The following is a 17,310-nucleotide window of genomic DNA, read 5'->3' on the forward strand; positions in this document are numbered from 1 at the left end:
GTGCCCGGTGGACACCACGACCGCCCTGCTGCACTTCGCCACCGCGCTGGCGATCGGGCTGATGCTGGGCTTGGAGCGCGAGCACAGCACCGCCGGTCAGCCGGTGCGCCCGGCGGGATCGCGGACGTTCTCGCTGCTGGGCGTGGCCGGTGCGGTGGCCGCAGCCATCGGCCCGGCGGCGCTGATCACCACTCTCGCCGCGGCGAGCGCGCTGGTCATCGCCTGGTACCTGCTGGCCGCGCGGGCCGAAGGCGCGGACCTGGGTGCGACGACCGAAGTCGCGGCCATCGCCACCGTGCTGCTCGGCGCGCTGGCCTGGACCCGGCCGACCTGGGCGGTGCCGATCGCCGTCGGCGTCGTCGCACTGCTGGCCGCCAAGCGCCCGCTGCACCGGTTCGCGACGCGGCTGGTCAGCGACCAGGACATCGGCGACGCGATCCGGTTGTTCGTGGTGGCGTTCGTGATCTACCCGCTGCTGCCGGACCAGCCGCTCGGCCCCTACGGCGCGCTCAACCCGTCCCGGATCTGGTTGCTGGTCATCGCGATCACCGTCATCGGCTGGGCCGGGTACGTGGCCGTGCGCGAACTCGGCGAACGCCACGGGCTGCTGGTCGTCGGCTTCCTCGGCGGGTTCGTGTCCGCCTCGGCCACCACCGTCGTGCTGGCCAGGCGCACCGAGAGCGGGGTGCGGACGGCGGTCCTGCCCGCGGTGCTCGCCGCGAGCGTGGCCACGCTGGTGCAGCTCGTGCTGCTGACCGCCGTGGCCAACCCCCAGGTCGCCGTCCGGCTCATCCCCGCGACGATCGCCGGTTCCGCAGTCCTGCTCGCCGAGGTCGGCCTGCTGCTGCGCTTCGCTCGACCCGCCGAGCAGGGCTCCAGCCAGGACAAGAGCGGGGAACAACCCCGCTCCGCGTTCCAGCGACCGCTCTCGCTGCGGATCACCCTGTCGCTGACCCTGCTGCTGGTGCTGCTCCTGCTGGCCACGCGCGCGGCCGCCGACCTGATCGGTCCGCAGGGCGTGATCGCCGCAGCGTTCGTGGGCGGGCTCGCCGACACCCACACCGCAGCGGTCGCCGCGGCGTCGCTGGCCGGCACCGTCATCCCGGTGCACACCGCAGTGCTCGGCGTCAGCGCAGCGCTGCTGAGCAACACGCTGATCAAACTCGTCCTCGCCGCAGTTGCCGGCGGTCCGCGCTTCGCGCTCCGGTTGGCCGCGCTGCTCCTGCTGCCCGCCGCCGCGGTGGCCACGGGGATCGTCGTGACCGGTTGACCGCTCGGTGGGAGCGGGAGCGGAAGTGGGTACTCCGCGAGCACGCCGATTCCAGGTGTGGAGCAGTCATGGTCGCAACCAGCATCGATCCGAACCTCCACCGCGCCGTGCTGTTCGGCATGGACGGGGTGCTGACCGACACCGCGCGGCTGCACTCCGCAGCGTGGAAGGGCCTGTTCGACCAATACCTGGCCGAGCGCGCCCCGAACCCGGCGGAGGACCACCACCCGTTCACCGACGACGACTACCTCCACCACGTCCACGGCACGCCCCCGCTGCTGGAGCTGCTCTCCCGCATCGCGCCCCCGGAAGCGCGATGAACTCCTGGCAGTTCGGCTTCCAGGACTTCGACCCCGACGACGAGGGACGTCGCGAAGCCCTGTGCACGCTGGGCAACGGCTACTTCGCCACCCGCGGCGCCGCACCGGAATCCACCGCCGACGACGTGCACTACCCAGGGACCTACATCGCAGGCTGCTACGACCGGCTCACCACCGACGTCGCCGACCGGGAAGTGGAGGACGAATCGCTGGTCAACATGCCGAACTGGCTGCTCCTGACCTTCCGGATCGACGACGGCCCCTGGTTCGACCTGACGCACGTCGACGTGCTCGACCACGAGCAGGAACTCGACCTCGAACGCGCGATCCTGGTGCGCCGCTTGCGCTTCCGCGACGAGCGCGGTCGCACCACGAGGTACGTGCAGCGCCGGTTCGTGCACATGGCCGAGCAGCACCTCGCCGGACTGGACACCACGCTGGTCGCCGAGGACTGGTCCGGCAGCGTCACGTTCCGCAGCGGCATCGACGGGCACGTGACCAACAGCGGTGTCGCCCGCTACCGCACGCTCAACACCCAGCACCTCACCGACCACCACTCGTACGAGTCCACATCGGACACCGTGGTGCTGCACGCGCGGACGTCCCAGTCGCGCGTCCGCGTCGCCGAAGCCGGGCGCGCGCGGGTGTTCGTGGACGGCGAACCGGTCGACGCCGAACGCTCGCTGATCCAGCAGAACGACCTGATCGCCCACTCCGTCACCGTCCACGTCGAGCGGGGATCCGAGGTCCGCGTCGAGAAGATCGCCTCGGTGCACACCTCCCGGGACGCGGCCTCGACCGAACCCGTCGTCGAAGCCGTGGACGAGGTGCGCTGCGCTCCGGGCTTCGACGAGCTGTGCCGGTCGCACGCCCTGGCGTGGTCCCGGCTGCACCGGGAATTCCACTGCGGACTGTCGATGAGCGAGGACGCGCAGCGGTCGGTGCGGCTGCACCTGTTCCACCTGCTGCAGACGATCTCGCCCCACAGCAGCGATCTCGACGTCGGCGTGCCCGCGCGCGGACTGCACGGCGAGGCCTACCGCGGGCACGTGTTCTGGGACGAGCTGTTCGTGCTGCCCACCCTCACCCTGCGCCGTCCGCTGCTGGCCCGATCGCTGCTGATGTACCGCTACCGCAGGCTCGACCGGGCGCGCCGAGCCGCCGCCGCAGCCGGGCTGCCCGGCGCGATGTTCCCGTGGCAGAGCGGCAGCAACGGCCGGGAGGAGAGCCAGCGGGTGCACCTCAACCCGCGTTCCGGGCGCTGGCTGCCCGACCGCACTTACCTGCAGCGGCACGTCGGCATCGCCATCGCGCACAACATCCACCACTACCACCGGGCCACCGGCGACGACGAGTTCCTCGGCGAGTTCGGCGCGGAGGTGCTGCTGGAGATCACCCGGTTCTTCGCCGCGCTGACCCACTACGACCGCAGCCGGGACCGCTACGTCATCCGCGGCGTGGTCGGCCCGGACGAGTACCACACGGGCTACCCGGACCACGAGCGTCCCGGCATCGACAACAACGCCTACACCAACATCATGACGGCCTGGCTGTGCCGCACCGCCGCGCAGGTCCTGCGCGAGCTGCCCGCCGAGCGGCGCCACGAGCTCATCGAGCAGCTCGAGCTGCGCCACGGCGAGGTCGACCGGTGGAAGCGGATCGCGCAGCGGATGTTCGTGCCGTTCCACGGCGACGGCATCATCAGCCAGTTCGAGGGCTACGACCGGCTCGCCGAGCTCGACTGGGACGGCTACCGGCAGCGCTACGGCGACATCCAGCGCCTGGACCGCATCCTCGAGGCGGAGGGCGACGACCCCAACCGCTACCAGGCGTCCAAGCAGGCCGACGTGCTGATGCTGTTCTACCTGCTGTCGGCCGACGAGCTGGCCGAACTGCTCGGCGGACTCGGATACCCGATGCCCGCCGACACGATCCCGAACAACATCCAGTACTACTTGCAGCGCACCAGCCACGGCTCGACCTTGAGCGCCGTCGTGCACGCCTGGGTGCTCGCCCGCAGCCGCCGGCACCAGGCGCTGGAGTTCTTCGACCACGTGCTCGCCGCCGACATCCACGACACCCAGCGCGGCACCACCAGCGAGGGCATCCACCTCGCCGCCATGGCCGGAAGCGTCGACCTGCTTCAGCGCTGCTTCGCCGGCATCGAAGTCCTCGACGGCGCGCTGCGCCTCAACCCGCTGTGGCCGACCGAACTCGGCGACCTGGAGCTGACCATCCGCTACCGCGGTCAACCCCTGAACATCACCGTCACCGGCCGCACCGCAACCGTGCGCACCGCCCCCGGCCCCGCCCAGCAACCCATCACCTGCGCCTGCGGCCCCCGAACCGTCCAACTCGGCCCCGGCGAAACAGCACACTTCTCCCTGGAACAACACCCCTGGAAACCCGATTCCTCCTGACACCCCGCCCTCGAACGCAGGACGAAAAATGCCCACCACAACCGCAGGTTTCAGTCGCGACTGATAACAGTTTCAATTGAAACTGCGGACCCACCCGGACACGGCACCGGCGTGTCAGACCCCGACATGCCGGGACCTGTGGACAGGTTCCGGGTCCTGTGGAGAACTTCCGCAAATTCAATGGAAATCGGAGGTCCAATTTCCATTGAATTTGCACGAGTACGGCCGGTGACCGCGGAGCACGACCGGCACGCACGACGAGGCCGGAGGTAGTTCTGAGCGAGTTCGAGCTGGCGTCAGCTGTGCAGGTGCGCTGGTTCGCCGGTCAGCTGCTCCACGTCGTCCGTCGCTGCTCGCAGCAGGTGGTGGGCCAGCTCGAACAACGCACGCGCCGCAGCCAGTTCAGCCCCGATCTCCGGCACGTTGGTGTCGTCGGGATTGCGCTTGGCCACGCCCCTGCCCTGCAGATCGGTCGCGTCCCGCGTGCGCAACCGAGCTTTCGCGACCGTGCGGTCGTCCCCCTCGGTGAGGTCGATGTCGACCGTCCAGCGCTCCGTCTCGAGCATCGCGCACCGCCCCCTCACTCCGAGCGAACTCGTCGACCGGAGCACGCGAACAGCACTGCGGCGAGAGCCCCGGCGATCAGGAACGCCGCACCTTCGCCCAGGAGGAGGGCGATCAGCGCGAGGAAGGCCGCCACCGCTCCGAGCGCCCGGGCCAGCGTCAACCACGCCAGGACGCGCGTCAGCAGGTGGGATCGGGTCATCCTGCGCGAGAACTCCGGGTCCTCCGAGGACAACCGCTGCTCGATCGCGTCGAAGAGCCGCCGTTCGTGGCGCCGCAGCATGGGACACCTCCAGGCCGACGAGCACGAGAACCTTGCGTCACCAGCATCCCCGGCCGGCGAGCACGCCGACCAGAGCCGATGTGCCCGGACGGCTCAGCCGCCGATGCGGTGCGGCACCGGATCATCGACCCGGTGCCGCGCGCCGCTGTCGGGCGCGAGGTGGATCTGGACCCCGTAGACGCCCCAGCCCAGCGCGGCGAGCAGGAGCCAGTTGATGGACCGGTAGACCAGGACCGTCGCCAGCGCCGGGGCGATCGGTGTTCCCGACGCGAGCAGCACGCCCAGCAGCCCCGCCTCGGCGAGTCCCGCACCACCGGGGAAGACCTGGAGCGCGATCGCTCCCTGCACCGCGAGGTAGCCCGCCACCAGCGTCGACCACGGCACCGGATGCCCCAGCGCCGCAACGCTCGCGCACAGGCTGAGGTAGTCCACGATCCAGCTCAGCGCGGCGAACGAGACGATGGCCGCCCACTGCCGCCCGCTCGGGCGCAGCATCGCGATCCGGTCCGACAACCGCCGCGCGACCGCGTCCGGATCCTTCGCCCAAGAAGTCGTCCGCCCGGGCATCGCGCGAACCAGCCGGGCGCAGCCCCGCAAGCAGCGGTGCAGCGCGGACGAGCGCACGAGCACCACCCAGCACGCGCAGGAAGTGATCAACAGCCCTGCGGCCAGCAAGCCGGCGAGCAGCGGCGACATCACCCCGGTTCCCCCGGCGCCGGCGAGGCCGAGCAGCGCCAGCACCGCCGTCGCGACGACTCCGCAGAGCACCACCGACCAGGTGCCCAGCGCGAGGTCGACGCCGCGTTTTCGCAGCTGGACCGCTGCGTAGGCGAAACCCGCCGCATTGCCGACCGCGGGCAGGGTCGTCGACAGCGCGTTCTCCGCGAAGTTGATCGCCTGCACGGTCCGGACCGGCAGCACGACACCGCCCGCCAGCAGCAGTCGGCGGTGCAGTTCTCCGTAGGCCACCAGGGAAGCGACGGACAACGCGATCGCCACGCCGAACCAGATCCAGCTCAGGTGTGCGAGCTCCCCGCCCAGCCGGCCGGCTTCCGCGGCGAGGGCCGGGAACTGCCACCCCAGCACACCCAACCCGCACAGCACCACGGTCCACTGCGCGATCGTGCGAATCCGGTTCCGCATCCGCGCTCCCCGTGCCCCGGTGCCGCCACATCGACATCCCACGGTGAACTGCGGGCGGTTCTCGACGTCAGAGTCCAACGGCCCGTGTGCCGACGCCGGTCCGGGTACCCGAGGTGGCACCGGTTCGTCGGCAGCAGGGGGACGGCATGCATTCGCGTGGACAGGTGGTCGTCGGGGTGGACGGATCCCCGGAATCGCTGATCGCTGCCGCGTGGGCAGCCGACGAGGCCGAGCTGGGGCGCACCGGGCAGGTGCAGTTCGTGATGGTGAGCGGCGATCGGCTGGCCGACGACGAAGCGTGGGAGACCGTCGGCCCGATCGCGAACCGCTTCACGCCGCAGCTGCCGGGGCTGGAGGTGACGGCGAGGGTCGCGCACGGCGACCCAGCGGACGTGCTGGTCCAGCTCTCCGATGACGCGCAGCTGATCGCGGTCGGCTCGCGCGGGCGCAGCGCCCTGGCCGCGACGCTGCTCGGATCGGTCAGCGCCAAGGTGGCCACGCACTCCCGGTGCCCGGTAGTGGTCGTCCGCAAGCACCGCCGCAACGGGCCGGTGGTGGTCGGTCTGGACAACTCCCCGCACAGCCAGGCCGCACTGCGGTACGCGTTCGACGCCGCGGCCAGGTACGAGTGCGAACTCGTGGCCGTGCAGGTGTGGGAGCACGCTGAGCCCGCACCGATCGTGCCGCCCTTGGAGCACGAGCTGGTCGACCTGCGCGACGAAGCGCTGCGCGGCCTGGCCGAACAGCTGTCCGGTTGCACCGAGGCCTATCCGAACGTGCCGGTCCGCAAGGTCGCGCAACGAGGGCACCCGGTGGCTGAACTCGCTGCCGCCGCTGAGGAAGCGCGTCTGCTGGTCGTCGGGCACCGCGGTCGCGGCGGCTTCGCCGGGCTCCTGCTGGGCTCGGTGGCGATGGGCGCGCTGCACCACGCGCAATGCCCGGTCGCCATCGTCCGAGACGCGAAAGAGTGAGGAGTTCACCATGTCCGCTGCTGTCGTGGTGGGCGTCGACGGTTCCGAGAGCTCCGATCGCGCAGCCGAATGGGCTGCCGCGGAAGCGGATCGCCGACGCGCCCCGCTGCACGTCGTGATCGCCAACGACGACCCGGTGCGCGCGGAGCACGCCGAGGACGCCGTGCGCCGAGCCGAGGCGAAGTGCCGCACCACCCACCCAAGCTTGGAAGTGACCTCGGAAGTCGTGGCGGGACACCCGGTGGAGGTGCTGTTGCGCCAAAGCTCCGCAGCGCAGCTCATGGTTCTGGGAGCCCGTGGGCTGGGTGGTTTCGCCGACGCACTGCTGGGCGGGGTCAGCCTCGGCGTCGCCACCCGCGCGTCCTGCCCGGTCGTCGTCGTGCGCAAGGACGTCCCGGTGACCGTCGGCCCGGTGGTGGTCGGTGTGGACAGCTCGTCGTGCGGCCGCGTCGCGCTGGAATTCGCCTTCGCCGCCGCGGCCCGGCTCGGGGCGGATCTGGTCGTGCTGCAGGCGTGGCACGAGGAAAGCCTGCTCGCCGCGCCGCTCTCACCGACCGACCGCGACGAAGTGGAGCGCAACATCCGCCTGTCGCTGAACCGCGAAACCGCGCACCTCCGCGAAGAACACCCGGAAGTCGCGATCCGCGAAGTCGTGCAGCACGGGCACCCGGTGGCAGCGCTGACCAACGCCGCCCGCGACGCGCGCTTGCTCGTCGTGGGGCACCGCGGCGGCGGTGGCTTCGACGGGCTGTTCCTCGGTTCGGTGGCGGCGGGCGTGCTGCACCACGCTCCGTGCCCGGTAGCGATCGTCCGCAACGCAGCAGCGGATTCCTGAAGCGCTCACCCGGCGTGCACGACCGCGACCGGGCACCGGGCCCGGTTGACGACCGCGTGGCTCACCGAGCCCAGCAGCACGCGGCGGACGAACCCCCTGCCGTGGCTGCCCACGACCACCAGCGCCGCATCCTGCCCTTCCCGGAGCAGGGCATCAGCAGGCTTCTCCGGGCTCACCGCGCGCCGCACCTTCACGTCGGGATAGTGCTCGCGCCACCCGGCCAGACATGAGGCGAGCACCTCCATGGCTTCCTCGCGAATCTCGCTCCACGGCAGCTCCCAGTGCTCCACCCGCGCGAACGGATCCAACGGCAGATCGCTCCACGCGTGCACCGCGACCAGGACGTTTCCGTGCCGCGAGGCGAAGTCGTAGGCGAACCCGATGGCCTCGCGGCTCGCCGCCGACCCGTCCACACCCACCACGACGGGCTGGGAATCCGGCTGCGCGCGCACGCCTCGGACCACCACCACGGGAGCCCCAGTCCGGCGGGTCAACAGCTCCGCCGACGTCGAGCCCAGCACCCCCATCTCCACCTCGATGCGCGGGCCGCCCAGCACCAGCAGTTCGGCACCACCGGCCAGCTCCGCCAACGTCTCGGCCGGATCCCCGAACCGCAGGTCGTCGCGCACCTCGAGGCCCGCGTCGATCTCCCTGCAGTCGGCGACCAGCTCGCCGAGCTCCCGCCGCAGCAGGTCCTGCAACGGCTCCAGCACATCGCCCTCGCCCGGCACGACGATCGGAACGTGGTCCTCGAACGGCCAGGTCAGCACGTGCACCAGCTGCAACGGCAAGCGGCGGCCGGACGCCTCGCGGGCCGCCCACCGCACCGCGCGGCGGGACGATTCCGTCAGGTCGTACCCCACCACCACCGGTTTGCGGACCATCCCGAACACCCCCTCCCCCACACTGTCCAGGCTGCGCCGACAGCCCGGTGCCGGATCCAGAGCCCTTGGTCACCCGTGCAGCTCCAGCGGAGGTCGTTGGGCCCTCCCGGCACGCGTGCGCAACAGGCATGGTGACGACATGGAGCCCTCGGACCAGGATGTGCGGATGCCGGCGTTCCCCGCCGCTTTCGGTCTGACGTCCGGTCAGGTCGAGCAGGCGGTCCGGCTGGCCGGGATGGCACCGTCGCTGCACAACAGCCAGCCGTGGCGGTTCCGGATCATGCCGCACCTGATCGAGCTGCACGCGGACCCGAAGTACCGGCTGCCCGCAGCCGACCCCGAGGAGCGGGAGCTGCGGTTGGCGTGCGGGGCCGCCCTGTTCAACTTCCGGCTCGCCTTGGCGCAGGCGGGAATCCGGCCGCTGGTGACCTTGCTGCCGCACCTGCGCGCCGCTACCGCGCTGGCGGAGATCCGCAGCGGCGGGCACGAGGAGCCGCGACCCGCCGACGTCCAGCTGTGCGAAGCGATCCCCCGGCGGCACAGCCACCGGCAACCGTTCCGGAACACCCCGGTCTCGGCTGAGGACAAGCACCTGCTCGTCCGCGCCGCGCAGGGCGAGCACACCTGGTTGCACGTGATGCGGGCGGACCAGCTGGACGTGCTCGAAGGGCTGGTGCACCGGGCCAACCGCGCGCAGATGGCCGACGAGCGGTTCCGGGCCGAGCTGGCGACGTGGGTCGGTCGCGGCGATGACAGCGCCGAAGGCGTGCCGCTGTCGGCAGCCGGGCCCAAGCCCGAACCCCAGGACCAGTGGGTGCACCGCGATTTCACCGGCGGGCTGACCGCGCGCGAGCCGGGGACGAAGTTCGAATCGCACCCGCTGCTGGTGCTGCTGTGCAGCCGCACCGGCGGTCCGGAAGCCGAGCTGCGGTCCGGGCAGGCCCTGCAGCGGTTGTGGTTGACCGCGACCGCACGAGGACTGGCCGCTTCGATGATCTCGCAGGTCCTCGAAGTGCCGGAAACCCGCCAGTCGGTCCAAGAACTGCTGGGCGAGCAGGCCGCACCGCAGGCACTGCTGCGGATCGGGCACGGGGCCGCCACTGCTGCCTCGCCCCGGCGCGAACCCGCCGACCTGCTCATCGACAGCGCTTCGGAGCGTTGACCACCGTCAAAGCACGCTGCTGAGCCCGTACTTCGCCTTGAGCGAGCCCTGCACCTCCCCGGCGAGCCTCACCAGCGCCGGGGACCAGCGCACCTCGACGGGCGCGGGATCGGTGAGCGACCGGGCCGCTTCGGGCAGCCACCGCAGGTCGCGCTCGAACCGACCGCGAGCCGCCGAGACCGGCTCGGTCTCGCCCATCCGCTCACCACCGCGCATGACCGGGACGAGGAGCGGTTCGCGACCGGCCGGGGGATCTTCCGCGCGCAGGGCGAGCAGGTCGGGCTGGCCGGTCTCGCCGCGGTAGACCTGCTTGGCGGCGGGCGCGGTCCGCTTGCCCGCGGACAGCTTCATCACCGGAGATCCCTCGTACTCCACCAGTTTGAACGCGCTGTCCAGCGACGGCGCGTCCGCGGAAACGCCCATGCGGGTGCCGACACCGAACACGTCGATCGGCGCCGCCGCGAGGTCGGCCAACTCGTGTTCGTCCAGCCCGCCGCTGGCCATGATCCGGGCGTGCGTCATCCCCGCCTCGTCGAACATCCGGCGGGCTTCCACGGCCAGCGCACCGAGATCCCCGGAGTCCAACCGGATCCCGATGTCGCTGCCCGCGGGCAGTTCCCGGGCGACTTCGATCGCGGTGCGCACCCCGTGAGGGGTGTCGTAGGTGTCGACCAAGAACACCGCTGTGTCGGGGAAATCAGCCGCGAACGCGCGAAAAGCGGTGCGTTCGTCGGGGAATGCCTCGACGTAGGAGTGCGCCATCGTGCCTGCGGCCAGGATCCCGAACTCGCGTGCCGCCGCCACGTAGCTTGTGCCTGCGAACCCGGCGATGGCCGAAGCGCGCGCGACCGCCCGCGCCGCTTCCAGACCGTGCGTGCGCCGCGCGGCGAAGTCGATCAAATCCGCCTCCGGGGCGGCAAGGTGGCACCTCGCGGCTTTCGCCGCCACCGCCGTCTGGAACGTGGTGAAGTTCAGCAGCGCGGTCTCCACCAACTGCGCCTCCGGAAGTGGCGCGGTGACCTCCAGCAGCGGTTCATCAGCGAAGACCACCCGGCCTTCCGGGACCGCCCGCACGTCGCCGGTGAACCGCAGCCGCCCCAGCGCGGCCAGATCGGCCTCCGGCAGGCGCGTGACATCTCCCAGGTAGGCCAGCTCCGCGTCGTCGAAGTGCAGGTCCTGCAAGAAGTCCAGGCAGTCGGCCAGCCCCGCGGCCACCAGGAAACCCCGCTGGGGCGGCAGCTTCCGGGCGAACAGGCTGAACGTGGCCGGGCCGAGCATGCCCCGGCGCAGGTAGCTGGCCGCCATCCGGATCTCGTAGAGATCGGCGCACGAACCCGTCATGAGCTCGCCTCGCGCTCACCGCGGTTCCGGGGCTCGTCGGCCGCCCGCCCCTCGGGGAAGGCGAGGTCCTCGCCGTGGTGGGTTTCGCCGACGACGGCCACCGGGCAGTCCGCGTGGTGCAGGGTGCCGTGCGCGACGGTCCCGAACCCCAGCGCCGTGCTGCGGTGCCCGAGGACCAGCATCTGGGCCGAAGCGGACGCACGGCTCAGCTCGCCGGCGGGGTCGCCGTAGCGCACGTCGACGGCCAGCGGTACCGCCGGGTACTTGGTCGACCAATCGGCCAGGGACGCCGCCAGGTCATCGCGCATCTTGTCCACTGTGGATGGTGACGGGGGCTCGGGCTGCTGGTGCCGCCCGAGGATCGGCGGCCACACGTGCACCGCGAGCAGCGAGGTCTGCCGGATCACGGCCTCCGCGAAGGCGAACTGGACGGCACCGTCCTTCTCGGCACAACCCGCGACGCCGAGCACCACCGGGCCGAACGCGAAGCTGGTCCGGTGCCGCGGAACGACCACGACCGGGCAACTGGCCCGTTCCGCCACCGCCCGGCTCACCGAGCCGAGCAGCGTCTCGGCCACCGCGCCGCGGCCGCGCGAGCCCACGACCAGCAACTGCGCGTCGGCGGACTGCCGGATCAACGCGTCCGGGGCGAACCCGGCCAGCACCTCCTCGGTCACGTCCATGCCGGGGTGCGAGCGGCGGCACTCCTCGACGACGCTGCGCACCATCGCCCAGTCCGCCGAGGTCGCCGCGCCCGACGCAGCGACGACCCACAACGGCGCATCGCGCAGCACCGCTTCGGTCGCCGCCCACATCGCGGCGCTCACCGATTCCTCGGACCCGTCGATTCCCACGAGCACGCGTCGCATTCGCCCTCCCCGCCCGTCGGCCGCGCGGCCGTCACCGTCTGGCGGGACGCCCGACCCTCATCAGCACCTGCGGCGCCTCGGCGAACCCGAGCCCGGCCGCCAGCTCGGACCGCACTTCCGCCAGGTGCAGCGGTTGAGTCATCACGGAAGCGACCAGTCCGCGGCCGGTCGCCTCCAGCCACGCTTGTTCCACGGCCGCACCCGCGCGGACCTGGTCCACCGGCCCGTCGGTCTGGACGCCCACGACGAGCACCGCTTCCCGCTGCATGCGCGCCGCCAGCGCGGACTCGTCGGGCAGGTGGGTGCGGCCGGTGGTCAGCCCCACCGCCGCCAACCCCCGCTCCCCGAACGCGTCGCGGCGCAGGCCGTCACCGGCCTCCGTCGTCCACGACGACAGCTCCCGCTGGTACTCGGCGTTGCCCCGGAAGACGCGTGCCGCGTAGGTCAGCAACCTCGCGACGGCCAGGGTCTCGTCCGCGCCGGAGATCCAACGCCCGGTGACGCCGGGTGCCGCGACCGCCTCCAGCAGCGCATCCCGGGTGCTCTCCGGGAGCTCCGAGCCGTCGAAGGCCTCCCGGTAGCTCCGGCGTTCCAGGACCGCCTCGCTCCGGCGGCGCTCCACCTCGCTCGGCTCGGCGCGCCCGGTCGCGGTGACCGCGGCCAGCACCAAGCCCGCGTCGGAGCCGAGCTTCTCCTCGACGGCCCAGCCCAGACCACGCACCGCCAGCACCAGGTTCGCCAACGCCGCGCCGCAGGAGATCCGGCGATCCCGGCCGCCGGGATCGTGCTGTGCCAGCAGGGTTGGGCGTTCGCGCAGCTCAGCGGTCCGGTCGCGCAGCTCGAGCGACCACGGGCGGCTGTTGTGCACCGAGGGCGCGTTGTGGACCGCACGGTTGATGACCGCCGACTCCTCCGCCGACCACCCGCGGTGTCCTCCGGCGTCGCCTGGAACAGCACTCATCTGCCTCCCCCTTCGACTTCCACCGGCGCTGCGCGGCCCTGCGCGATGCTCCGGACGAGGTCGACAGCGGTGAGCACTCCGCAGACGTGCCCGTCCCGCACCACCAGGACCGCGTCGGTGCGCGCATCGATCATGCGCTGCGCAGCCACTTCGATGCCGTCGGTCGCCTCCACCCTCGGACCGGGTACCACGCACAACGAGCCGACGGTCGCCGCCGCCTTCGGGTACCGGGCGGCGATGCCCTGCAGCAGCTCGGCCGCGCTGACCAGCCCCACCACGTCGTCGTCGGCCACCACGGCGAGGTGGTGGACCTCCCGCGCGTACATCTCGTACAGCGCCGCCATCGCGTCCAGCTCGGGCCGAACAGCGACGACGGGGGTGCTCGCGAGGTCCGATGAGCTCGTTCGATCGATCATGTCCCACCTCGAAGGCCTCGCCTTGACCATCCCGCGCCCACCCCGGCCACGACCAGGGAAGTTGGTCACGAACGCGCTCAGAGCGAGGCGGCGTGGTCCGGGACGTAGCGGTACGTCTCGCGGGCCGGCCGCCGGTACCCGGTGGGAGGCGGCCGGGGCGGGAGCTCCAGCGCAGGGACCGGCACCTCCCGGAAGGGGATGCTCGACACCAGGTGCGCGATCATGTTGATCCGGGCGCGCCGCTTGTCCTCGCTCTCCACCAGGAACCACGGGGCCTCGGCGGTGTCGGTGGCGGCGAGCATCTGGTCCCTGGCCCGCGAGTACTCCTCCCACCGCACGACCGATTCCAGGTCCACCCGGGAGAGCTTCCACCGCCGCATCGGGTCCGCCACCCGCTTGTGCAGGCGCCGCTCCTGCTCGGCCTGGCTGATCGAGAACCAGTACTTGCGCAGCAGCATCCCGTCCTCGACGAGCATCCGCTCGAAGATCGGGCACTGCCGCAGGAACCGCTGGTGCTCCTCGTCGGTGCAGAAGCCCATCACGTGCTCGACGCCGGCGCGGTTGTACCAGCTGCGGTCGAACAGCACGATCTCACCGGCGGCCGGCAGCTCGGCGACGTACCGCTGGAAGTACCACTGGGTCCGCTCCCGCTCCGTCGGCACCGGCAGCGCGGCGATCCGCGCAACCCGCGGGTTGAGGTACTCCGCGACGCGCTTGACCGTGCTGCCCTTCCCCGCCGCGTCGCGCCCCTCGAATAGCACGACCAGGCGCGCACCTTCCGCCCGAACCCACTCCTGCACTTTCACCAGTTCCGCTTGCAGCCGGAACAGCTCGCGCTCGTAGCTGGCCCGCGGCAAGCGCTTCAGCTCCGCAGATCCACCACCGGCCGTGCTCATCCTCGTGCGCCCTCAAGCCGCTGGATTCCTGGCGATGAGCACCGGGCACGGCGCTATGTGCAGCAGGGCTCGGCTGGTCGAACCGAGCAGCATCCCGGTCATGCCGCCCCTGCCCCGGCTGCCCACCACGATCAGCTGCGCCGCCTTGGCGTGCTCGACCAGGTACCGCACCGGCCGGTTGCGCTCGACGACCCGCCGCACCTCGACGTCCGGATGCTCCGCCTGCCACCCGGCCAGGCGTTCGGCGAGCACTTCCCGCTCGGACTCGGCGATGACGGCCCAAGCCCGGTCGTCGACCGCCGCCCAGGGCGCGGGTTCTACGTCCATCCACACGTGCACCGCTACCAGCGGAACCCGACGCACGGCTGCCTCGGCGAAAGCCACGGCCACCGCCGCCTCCCCCACCCGGGACCCGTCGACGCCGAGCAGGATCGGCTTCCCCGGATCAGGCACCGGACCTCGCACGACGACCACCGGGCACTCCGCGCGCATCGCGACCGCATCAGCGGTGGACCCCACCGGCAACCCGCTCCGCCCACCAACACCCCGGATCCCCACTGCGACCCGCCGAGCTCGCGCGGACTCCTCGACGAGCACGGCTTGCGGAACCCCGCGCCGCAATTCCGGGATCACCTCGACATCAGCGGCCCCGGTAGCGACCCGGCAGGCCGCGGGCAGCGGATCCTCCCCCACCGAGCCGGATTCGACGTGGATCAACCGGAGCGGCACCCGGTGCAGCGCGGAATCCACCGCGGCCCACTGAACCGCGGCCAACGCGGAGTCCGAACCGTCCACTCCCACCACATTGGCCTCGCGCATGCACACCTCTCCCCGGCACGGCGCGAACGCACCAGCGCCCCCACCCACTCTTCGACGCCCCGCAGCACCGGTCCAGAGGCAATGGTCACCGGACAGCCCGTTGACCGGGTTCGGGTCACCTGCCGAGGCCCGTGGGAGTAGGTTGTTGCGAGCAACGCGGTGCGGTCGGGTCGTGCCTCCACCCGTACTCGGCTCCCGCCATGAACGGACCAACAGGCCAATGCGGTCGAACGAGGTTAGTTACGTGACGAGTGGCCAGCCGAGCTTGTTCCCGTCGAACGTCGGTGCGCCGACGGGCCTCGCTCCGACCCTCATCTCCTCCTCCGATGCGCAGAAGGCTGCCGAGCTGCTCGGCTGGGGGCAGTGTGTAGCGCCGCGGATGACGTTGCTCGGCGTTCAGGCATACCCCGTGGTCGAGATCAGCGAGCGAGCTCACGATCTTCGTCAACGGTCGGGGCAACCCCCAGTGCTCGACCACGATGTACTCGCGATGTGGCAATGGCCTGAAGCAGCGCCGATGCGCGCCCCCGAAGTCGTCAAGCTGTGCGGGGTGCTCAGCAGCGCTCGATCCTGGCGGTCGGCCCTGTCCGGAGCTTCCAGGCTGCGGGGGTTCTGCAGCACAGCGGTGATCGCGACGTCTCCCCTGGCCCAGGAAGAAGAATGCCAGCTCGAGTGCAAGCTCCAGGGTGTCGGCATGCTGGCCGCAGATTCCGGCGGGCAGCTGCGCGTGGTGGAACCGGCTCGGCGTGGGCGGAGCCCGCAGGCCCGGCGGCGAACGTTGGACCGGTGGGTCGAAGAGCTCGTCTACCAGGAGCTCATCCGCGCGGGAGCTCTTGCATAGCCCCCTCCGGCTCTAGGAACTCGGCACCCACGGCCCGCCAGGACTCCAAGAACCTGGGAATGGTCCAGTTGCCATTCACGCTTCTTCCGATGTCGAGGTGGTAGAAGCCCGCCACGCTGCACTGCTCGATCCAGCTGTTCCGGCGCTGGTTCGGAGTCAAGGAGGAGAACCGCAACCTCTCGTGGACGTTGATGAGGATCTCCAGCGAGTGGCTGTAGGCCGCAGCTTGCTTCTCTCCGCGGTCGAGGATCGTCGCGAAGTGGTCCATCATCCGCCCGTTGCACGTGTGGCAGTCGCACTCCCACCGTTCCACCTGGTCAGGAGTGAGCTGCACCGCGGTGGCCACCTTGTCCGCCCCCACGTAGGAAAGGCAGTGCTCGATCAGCACCGAAACCTGCGCAGGACGAAATCGGCCGTTCTCGTTCGAGACGGGGTAGAGGTGGCGAAGCCCTGACGTCGTTCCCGCGGCTGCCGCCAGCGCACCGAAGCACAACGCCCCCACAGCCGAGACATCACTGCGCAGCAGGAGCACCGGGCTTCCGGACGCCAGCAATGTCAGCAAGCCGCGCAGAACTTTCTGCACGCCGAGCGGGTCGCCCGGGTGCTCCAGCACGAGCGCGACCGCAACACCCGATGTCCGGATCTCTTCCTCGAGCAGGGTCAACCAGGCGCGCTCCCCCAACCAGCTCCTGTGCAGCGGCAAGCAAGCGATGACAGCTTCACCCAGCTCTCGGGAACGCGCCAGTATGCTGCGCAACCCGGTCACGTCACCTTCGCCGACATAACCGGAGTCGGTGAGCACCGGCAGGTCCAGCTTCCGCTGTGACAAGATCCACTGATTGTCGAACGGCTCACTGGCCGGATATCGCCCGTTGCCCTTGTAGCGGGCCGCATCGCACAACAGCGGTTTCTCGAACCCGTGTTTCCGGAGAGCACGAGCGGCCACCGGCGCATCGGAACCCGTGAGAACGAGCCCCGCCCCGCGCCTGTCTGCAACAAGACTGGATGCTTCCCGGGCTTCGGCCGTGTCGCACTGGATCAGCAGCGTGTCTCGGAAGGCGTCCATCCAGTCGGACTTCTCGGTCGAGATGGCTGCGCCGGCCCGCTCGTCCAGCAGCGGTAAGCGTTGCGGAGAAGTCGTGGAATCCTGCGCCGATCCTCCATCCGTGCCCGACATGGATCCCCTCCCACAGTCACGCTGCAGGGCGCCCCCGCAAGAAGACCGCCGATGGCTGCCACGCTTCTCGCTGCACGGAGACCTGCGGAAACCCAGAACTCGCCGCGCCAGCCTTCAGCCGACCAGGACGAACCGCCA

General features: G+C 71.0%; 18 protein-coding genes. 7 read left to right on the top strand and 11 right to left on the bottom strand.

Annotation, left to right across the window (positions count from 1 at the left end; genetic code table 11):
• Positions 1 to 7: 7 nt before the first annotated feature.
• The 3 genes from OU415_RS06825 (at position 8) to OU415_RS06835 (ending at position 4,010) form a co-directional block, all read left to right on the top strand.
• Positions 8 to 1,270, top strand: a complete 1,263-nt coding sequence (locus tag OU415_RS06825) for an MgtC/SapB family protein (protein WP_270947721.1) — start codon at positions 8 to 10, stop codon at positions 1,268 to 1,270.
• A gap of 68 nt (positions 1,271 to 1,338) precedes the next feature.
• Positions 1,339 to 1,590, top strand: coding sequence for an HAD family hydrolase (locus OU415_RS06830; protein WP_270947722.1), 252 nt, complete (start codon positions 1,339 to 1,341; stop codon positions 1,588 to 1,590).
• The gene (locus OU415_RS06835) at positions 1,587 to 4,010 is read left to right on the top strand and encodes a glycoside hydrolase family 65 protein (protein ID WP_270947723.1); all 2,424 of its coding nucleotides are present in this window, start codon (positions 1,587 to 1,589) and stop codon (positions 4,008 to 4,010) included. Before OU415_RS06830 ends, OU415_RS06835 begins: the two co-directional genes overlap by 4 nt.
• A 296-nt stretch (positions 4,011 to 4,306) precedes the next feature.
• On the opposite strand, the gene OU415_RS06840 is transcribed toward OU415_RS06835, so the two are convergent.
• From OU415_RS06840 to OU415_RS06850, 3 genes are all read right to left on the bottom strand, one after another.
• On the bottom strand, positions 4,307 to 4,576 hold the full coding sequence (locus OU415_RS06840; RefSeq protein ID WP_270947724.1) for a DUF1876 domain-containing protein: 270 nt from the start codon (positions 4,574 to 4,576) through the stop codon (positions 4,307 to 4,309).
• 14 nt (positions 4,577 to 4,590) lie between these two features.
• The gene (locus OU415_RS06845; protein ID WP_270947725.1) at positions 4,591 to 4,857 is read right to left on the bottom strand and encodes a DUF3040 domain-containing protein; all 267 of its coding nucleotides are present in this window, start codon (positions 4,855 to 4,857) and stop codon (positions 4,591 to 4,593) included.
• Between the two features lie 93 nt (positions 4,858 to 4,950).
• Entirely contained in the window at positions 4,951 to 6,000 is a 1,050-nt protein-coding gene (locus tag OU415_RS06850) for a lysylphosphatidylglycerol synthase transmembrane domain-containing protein (protein ID WP_270947726.1), read from the bottom strand.
• Positions 6,001 to 6,146: 146 nt separating this feature from the next.
• Between OU415_RS06850 and OU415_RS06855 the strand changes: the two genes are divergently transcribed.
• Complete coding sequence (locus OU415_RS06855) at positions 6,147 to 6,971, top strand: universal stress protein (protein WP_270947727.1); 825 nt, start codon at positions 6,147 to 6,149, stop codon at positions 6,969 to 6,971.
• Between the two features lie 10 nt (positions 6,972 to 6,981).
• Entirely contained in the window at positions 6,982 to 7,806 is an 825-nt protein-coding gene (locus OU415_RS06860; protein ID WP_270947728.1) for a universal stress protein, read from the top strand.
• Between the two features lie 5 nt (positions 7,807 to 7,811).
• On the opposite strand, the gene OU415_RS06865 is transcribed toward OU415_RS06860, so the two are convergent.
• On the bottom strand, positions 7,812 to 8,690 hold the full coding sequence (locus tag OU415_RS06865; RefSeq protein WP_270947729.1) for a universal stress protein: 879 nt from the start codon (positions 8,688 to 8,690) through the stop codon (positions 7,812 to 7,814).
• 166 nt (positions 8,691 to 8,856) lie between these two features.
• Between OU415_RS06865 and OU415_RS06870 the strand changes: the two genes are divergently transcribed.
• Positions 8,857 to 9,852, top strand: a complete 996-nt coding sequence (locus OU415_RS06870; protein ID WP_270947730.1) for an Acg family FMN-binding oxidoreductase — start codon at positions 8,857 to 8,859, stop codon at positions 9,850 to 9,852.
• A gap of 6 nt (positions 9,853 to 9,858) precedes the next feature.
• Here OU415_RS06870 and OU415_RS06875 read toward each other — a convergent pair whose 3' ends face one another.
• The 6 genes from OU415_RS06875 to OU415_RS06900 form a co-directional block, all read right to left on the bottom strand.
• Positions 9,859 to 11,193, bottom strand: coding sequence for a nicotinate phosphoribosyltransferase (locus OU415_RS06875; RefSeq protein WP_270947731.1), 1,335 nt, complete (start codon positions 11,191 to 11,193; stop codon positions 9,859 to 9,861).
• Complete coding sequence (locus OU415_RS06880; protein ID WP_270947732.1) at positions 11,190 to 12,062, bottom strand: universal stress protein; 873 nt, start codon at positions 12,060 to 12,062, stop codon at positions 11,190 to 11,192. The genes OU415_RS06875 and OU415_RS06880 overlap by 4 nt, the downstream gene beginning before the upstream one ends.
• 31 nt (positions 12,063 to 12,093) lie before the next feature.
• Positions 12,094 to 13,023 (bottom strand): nitroreductase family protein, encoded by a 930-nt coding sequence (locus tag OU415_RS06885; protein ID WP_270947733.1) that lies wholly within the window; start codon positions 13,021 to 13,023, stop codon positions 12,094 to 12,096.
• Positions 13,020 to 13,439: a CBS domain-containing protein gene (locus OU415_RS06890; RefSeq protein WP_270947734.1), complete on the bottom strand. Its 420-nt coding sequence runs from the start codon at positions 13,437 to 13,439 to the stop codon at positions 13,020 to 13,022. The genes OU415_RS06885 and OU415_RS06890 overlap by 4 nt, the downstream gene beginning before the upstream one ends.
• Positions 13,440 to 13,516: 77 nt before the next feature.
• Positions 13,517 to 14,335 carry a polyphosphate kinase 2 gene (ppk2, locus tag OU415_RS06895; protein WP_270947735.1) on the bottom strand — a complete coding sequence of 273 codons (819 nt, stop codon included), beginning with the start codon at positions 14,333 to 14,335 and terminating at the stop codon, positions 13,517 to 13,519.
• Positions 14,336 to 14,347: 12 nt separating this feature from the next.
• On the bottom strand, positions 14,348 to 15,154 hold the full coding sequence (locus OU415_RS06900) for a universal stress protein (protein ID WP_270947736.1): 807 nt from the start codon (positions 15,152 to 15,154) through the stop codon (positions 14,348 to 14,350).
• A gap of 517 nt (positions 15,155 to 15,671) precedes the next feature.
• Between OU415_RS06900 and OU415_RS06905 the strand changes: the two genes are divergently transcribed.
• The gene (locus tag OU415_RS06905) at positions 15,672 to 15,995 is read left to right on the top strand and encodes a hypothetical protein (protein ID WP_270947737.1); all 324 of its coding nucleotides are present in this window, start codon (positions 15,672 to 15,674) and stop codon (positions 15,993 to 15,995) included.
• On the opposite strand, the gene OU415_RS06910 is transcribed toward OU415_RS06905, so the two are convergent.
• The gene (locus OU415_RS06910) at positions 15,970 to 17,172 is read right to left on the bottom strand and encodes a hypothetical protein (RefSeq protein WP_270947738.1); all 1,203 of its coding nucleotides are present in this window, start codon (positions 17,170 to 17,172) and stop codon (positions 15,970 to 15,972) included. The genes OU415_RS06905 and OU415_RS06910 overlap by 26 nt on opposite strands.
• Positions 17,173 to 17,310: the final 138 nt, after the last annotated feature.

The organism is Saccharopolyspora oryzae (assembly GCF_027853915.1).
Lineage (GTDB): Bacteria > Actinomycetota > Actinomycetes > Mycobacteriales > Pseudonocardiaceae > Saccharopolyspora > Saccharopolyspora oryzae.

Excerpts from the sequence above, each read along its gene's own strand:
- OU415_RS06830 (WP_270947722.1), top strand. The coding sequence starts at position 1,339 with ATGGTCGCAACCAGCATCGATCCGAACCTCCACCGCGCCGTGCTGTTC.
- OU415_RS06835 (WP_270947723.1), top strand. The coding sequence starts at position 1,587 with ATGAACTCCTGGCAGTTCGGCTTCCAGGACTTCGACCCCGACGACGAG.
- OU415_RS06840 (WP_270947724.1), bottom strand. The coding sequence starts at position 4,576 with ATGCTCGAGACGGAGCGCTGGACGGTCGACATCGACCTCACCGAGGGG.
- OU415_RS06845 (WP_270947725.1), bottom strand. The coding sequence starts at position 4,857 with ATGCTGCGGCGCCACGAACGGCGGCTCTTCGACGCGATCGAGCAGCGG.
- OU415_RS06850 (WP_270947726.1), bottom strand. The coding sequence starts at position 6,000 with ATGCGGAACCGGATTCGCACGATCGCGCAGTGGACCGTGGTGCTGTGC.
- OU415_RS06855 (WP_270947727.1), top strand. The coding sequence starts at position 6,147 with ATGCATTCGCGTGGACAGGTGGTCGTCGGGGTGGACGGATCCCCGGAA.
- OU415_RS06860 (WP_270947728.1), top strand. The coding sequence starts at position 6,982 with ATGTCCGCTGCTGTCGTGGTGGGCGTCGACGGTTCCGAGAGCTCCGAT.
- OU415_RS06865 (WP_270947729.1), bottom strand. The coding sequence starts at position 8,690 with ATGGTCCGCAAACCGGTGGTGGTGGGGTACGACCTGACGGAATCGTCC.
- OU415_RS06870 (WP_270947730.1), top strand. The coding sequence starts at position 8,857 with ATGCCGGCGTTCCCCGCCGCTTTCGGTCTGACGTCCGGTCAGGTCGAG.
- OU415_RS06875 (WP_270947731.1), bottom strand. The coding sequence starts at position 11,193 with ATGACGGGTTCGTGCGCCGATCTCTACGAGATCCGGATGGCGGCCAGC.
- OU415_RS06880 (WP_270947732.1), bottom strand. The coding sequence starts at position 12,062 with ATGCGACGCGTGCTCGTGGGAATCGACGGGTCCGAGGAATCGGTGAGC.
- OU415_RS06885 (WP_270947733.1), bottom strand. The coding sequence starts at position 13,023 with ATGAGTGCTGTTCCAGGCGACGCCGGAGGACACCGCGGGTGGTCGGCG.
- OU415_RS06890 (WP_270947734.1), bottom strand. The coding sequence starts at position 13,439 with ATGATCGATCGAACGAGCTCATCGGACCTCGCGAGCACCCCCGTCGTC.
- ppk2 (WP_270947735.1), bottom strand. The coding sequence starts at position 14,335 with ATGAGCACGGCCGGTGGTGGATCTGCGGAGCTGAAGCGCTTGCCGCGG.
- OU415_RS06900 (WP_270947736.1), bottom strand. The coding sequence starts at position 15,154 with ATGCGCGAGGCCAATGTGGTGGGAGTGGACGGTTCGGACTCCGCGTTG.
- OU415_RS06905 (WP_270947737.1), top strand. The coding sequence starts at position 15,672 with ATGCGCGCCCCCGAAGTCGTCAAGCTGTGCGGGGTGCTCAGCAGCGCT.
- OU415_RS06910 (WP_270947738.1), bottom strand. The coding sequence starts at position 17,172 with ATGTCGGGCACGGATGGAGGATCGGCGCAGGATTCCACGACTTCTCCG.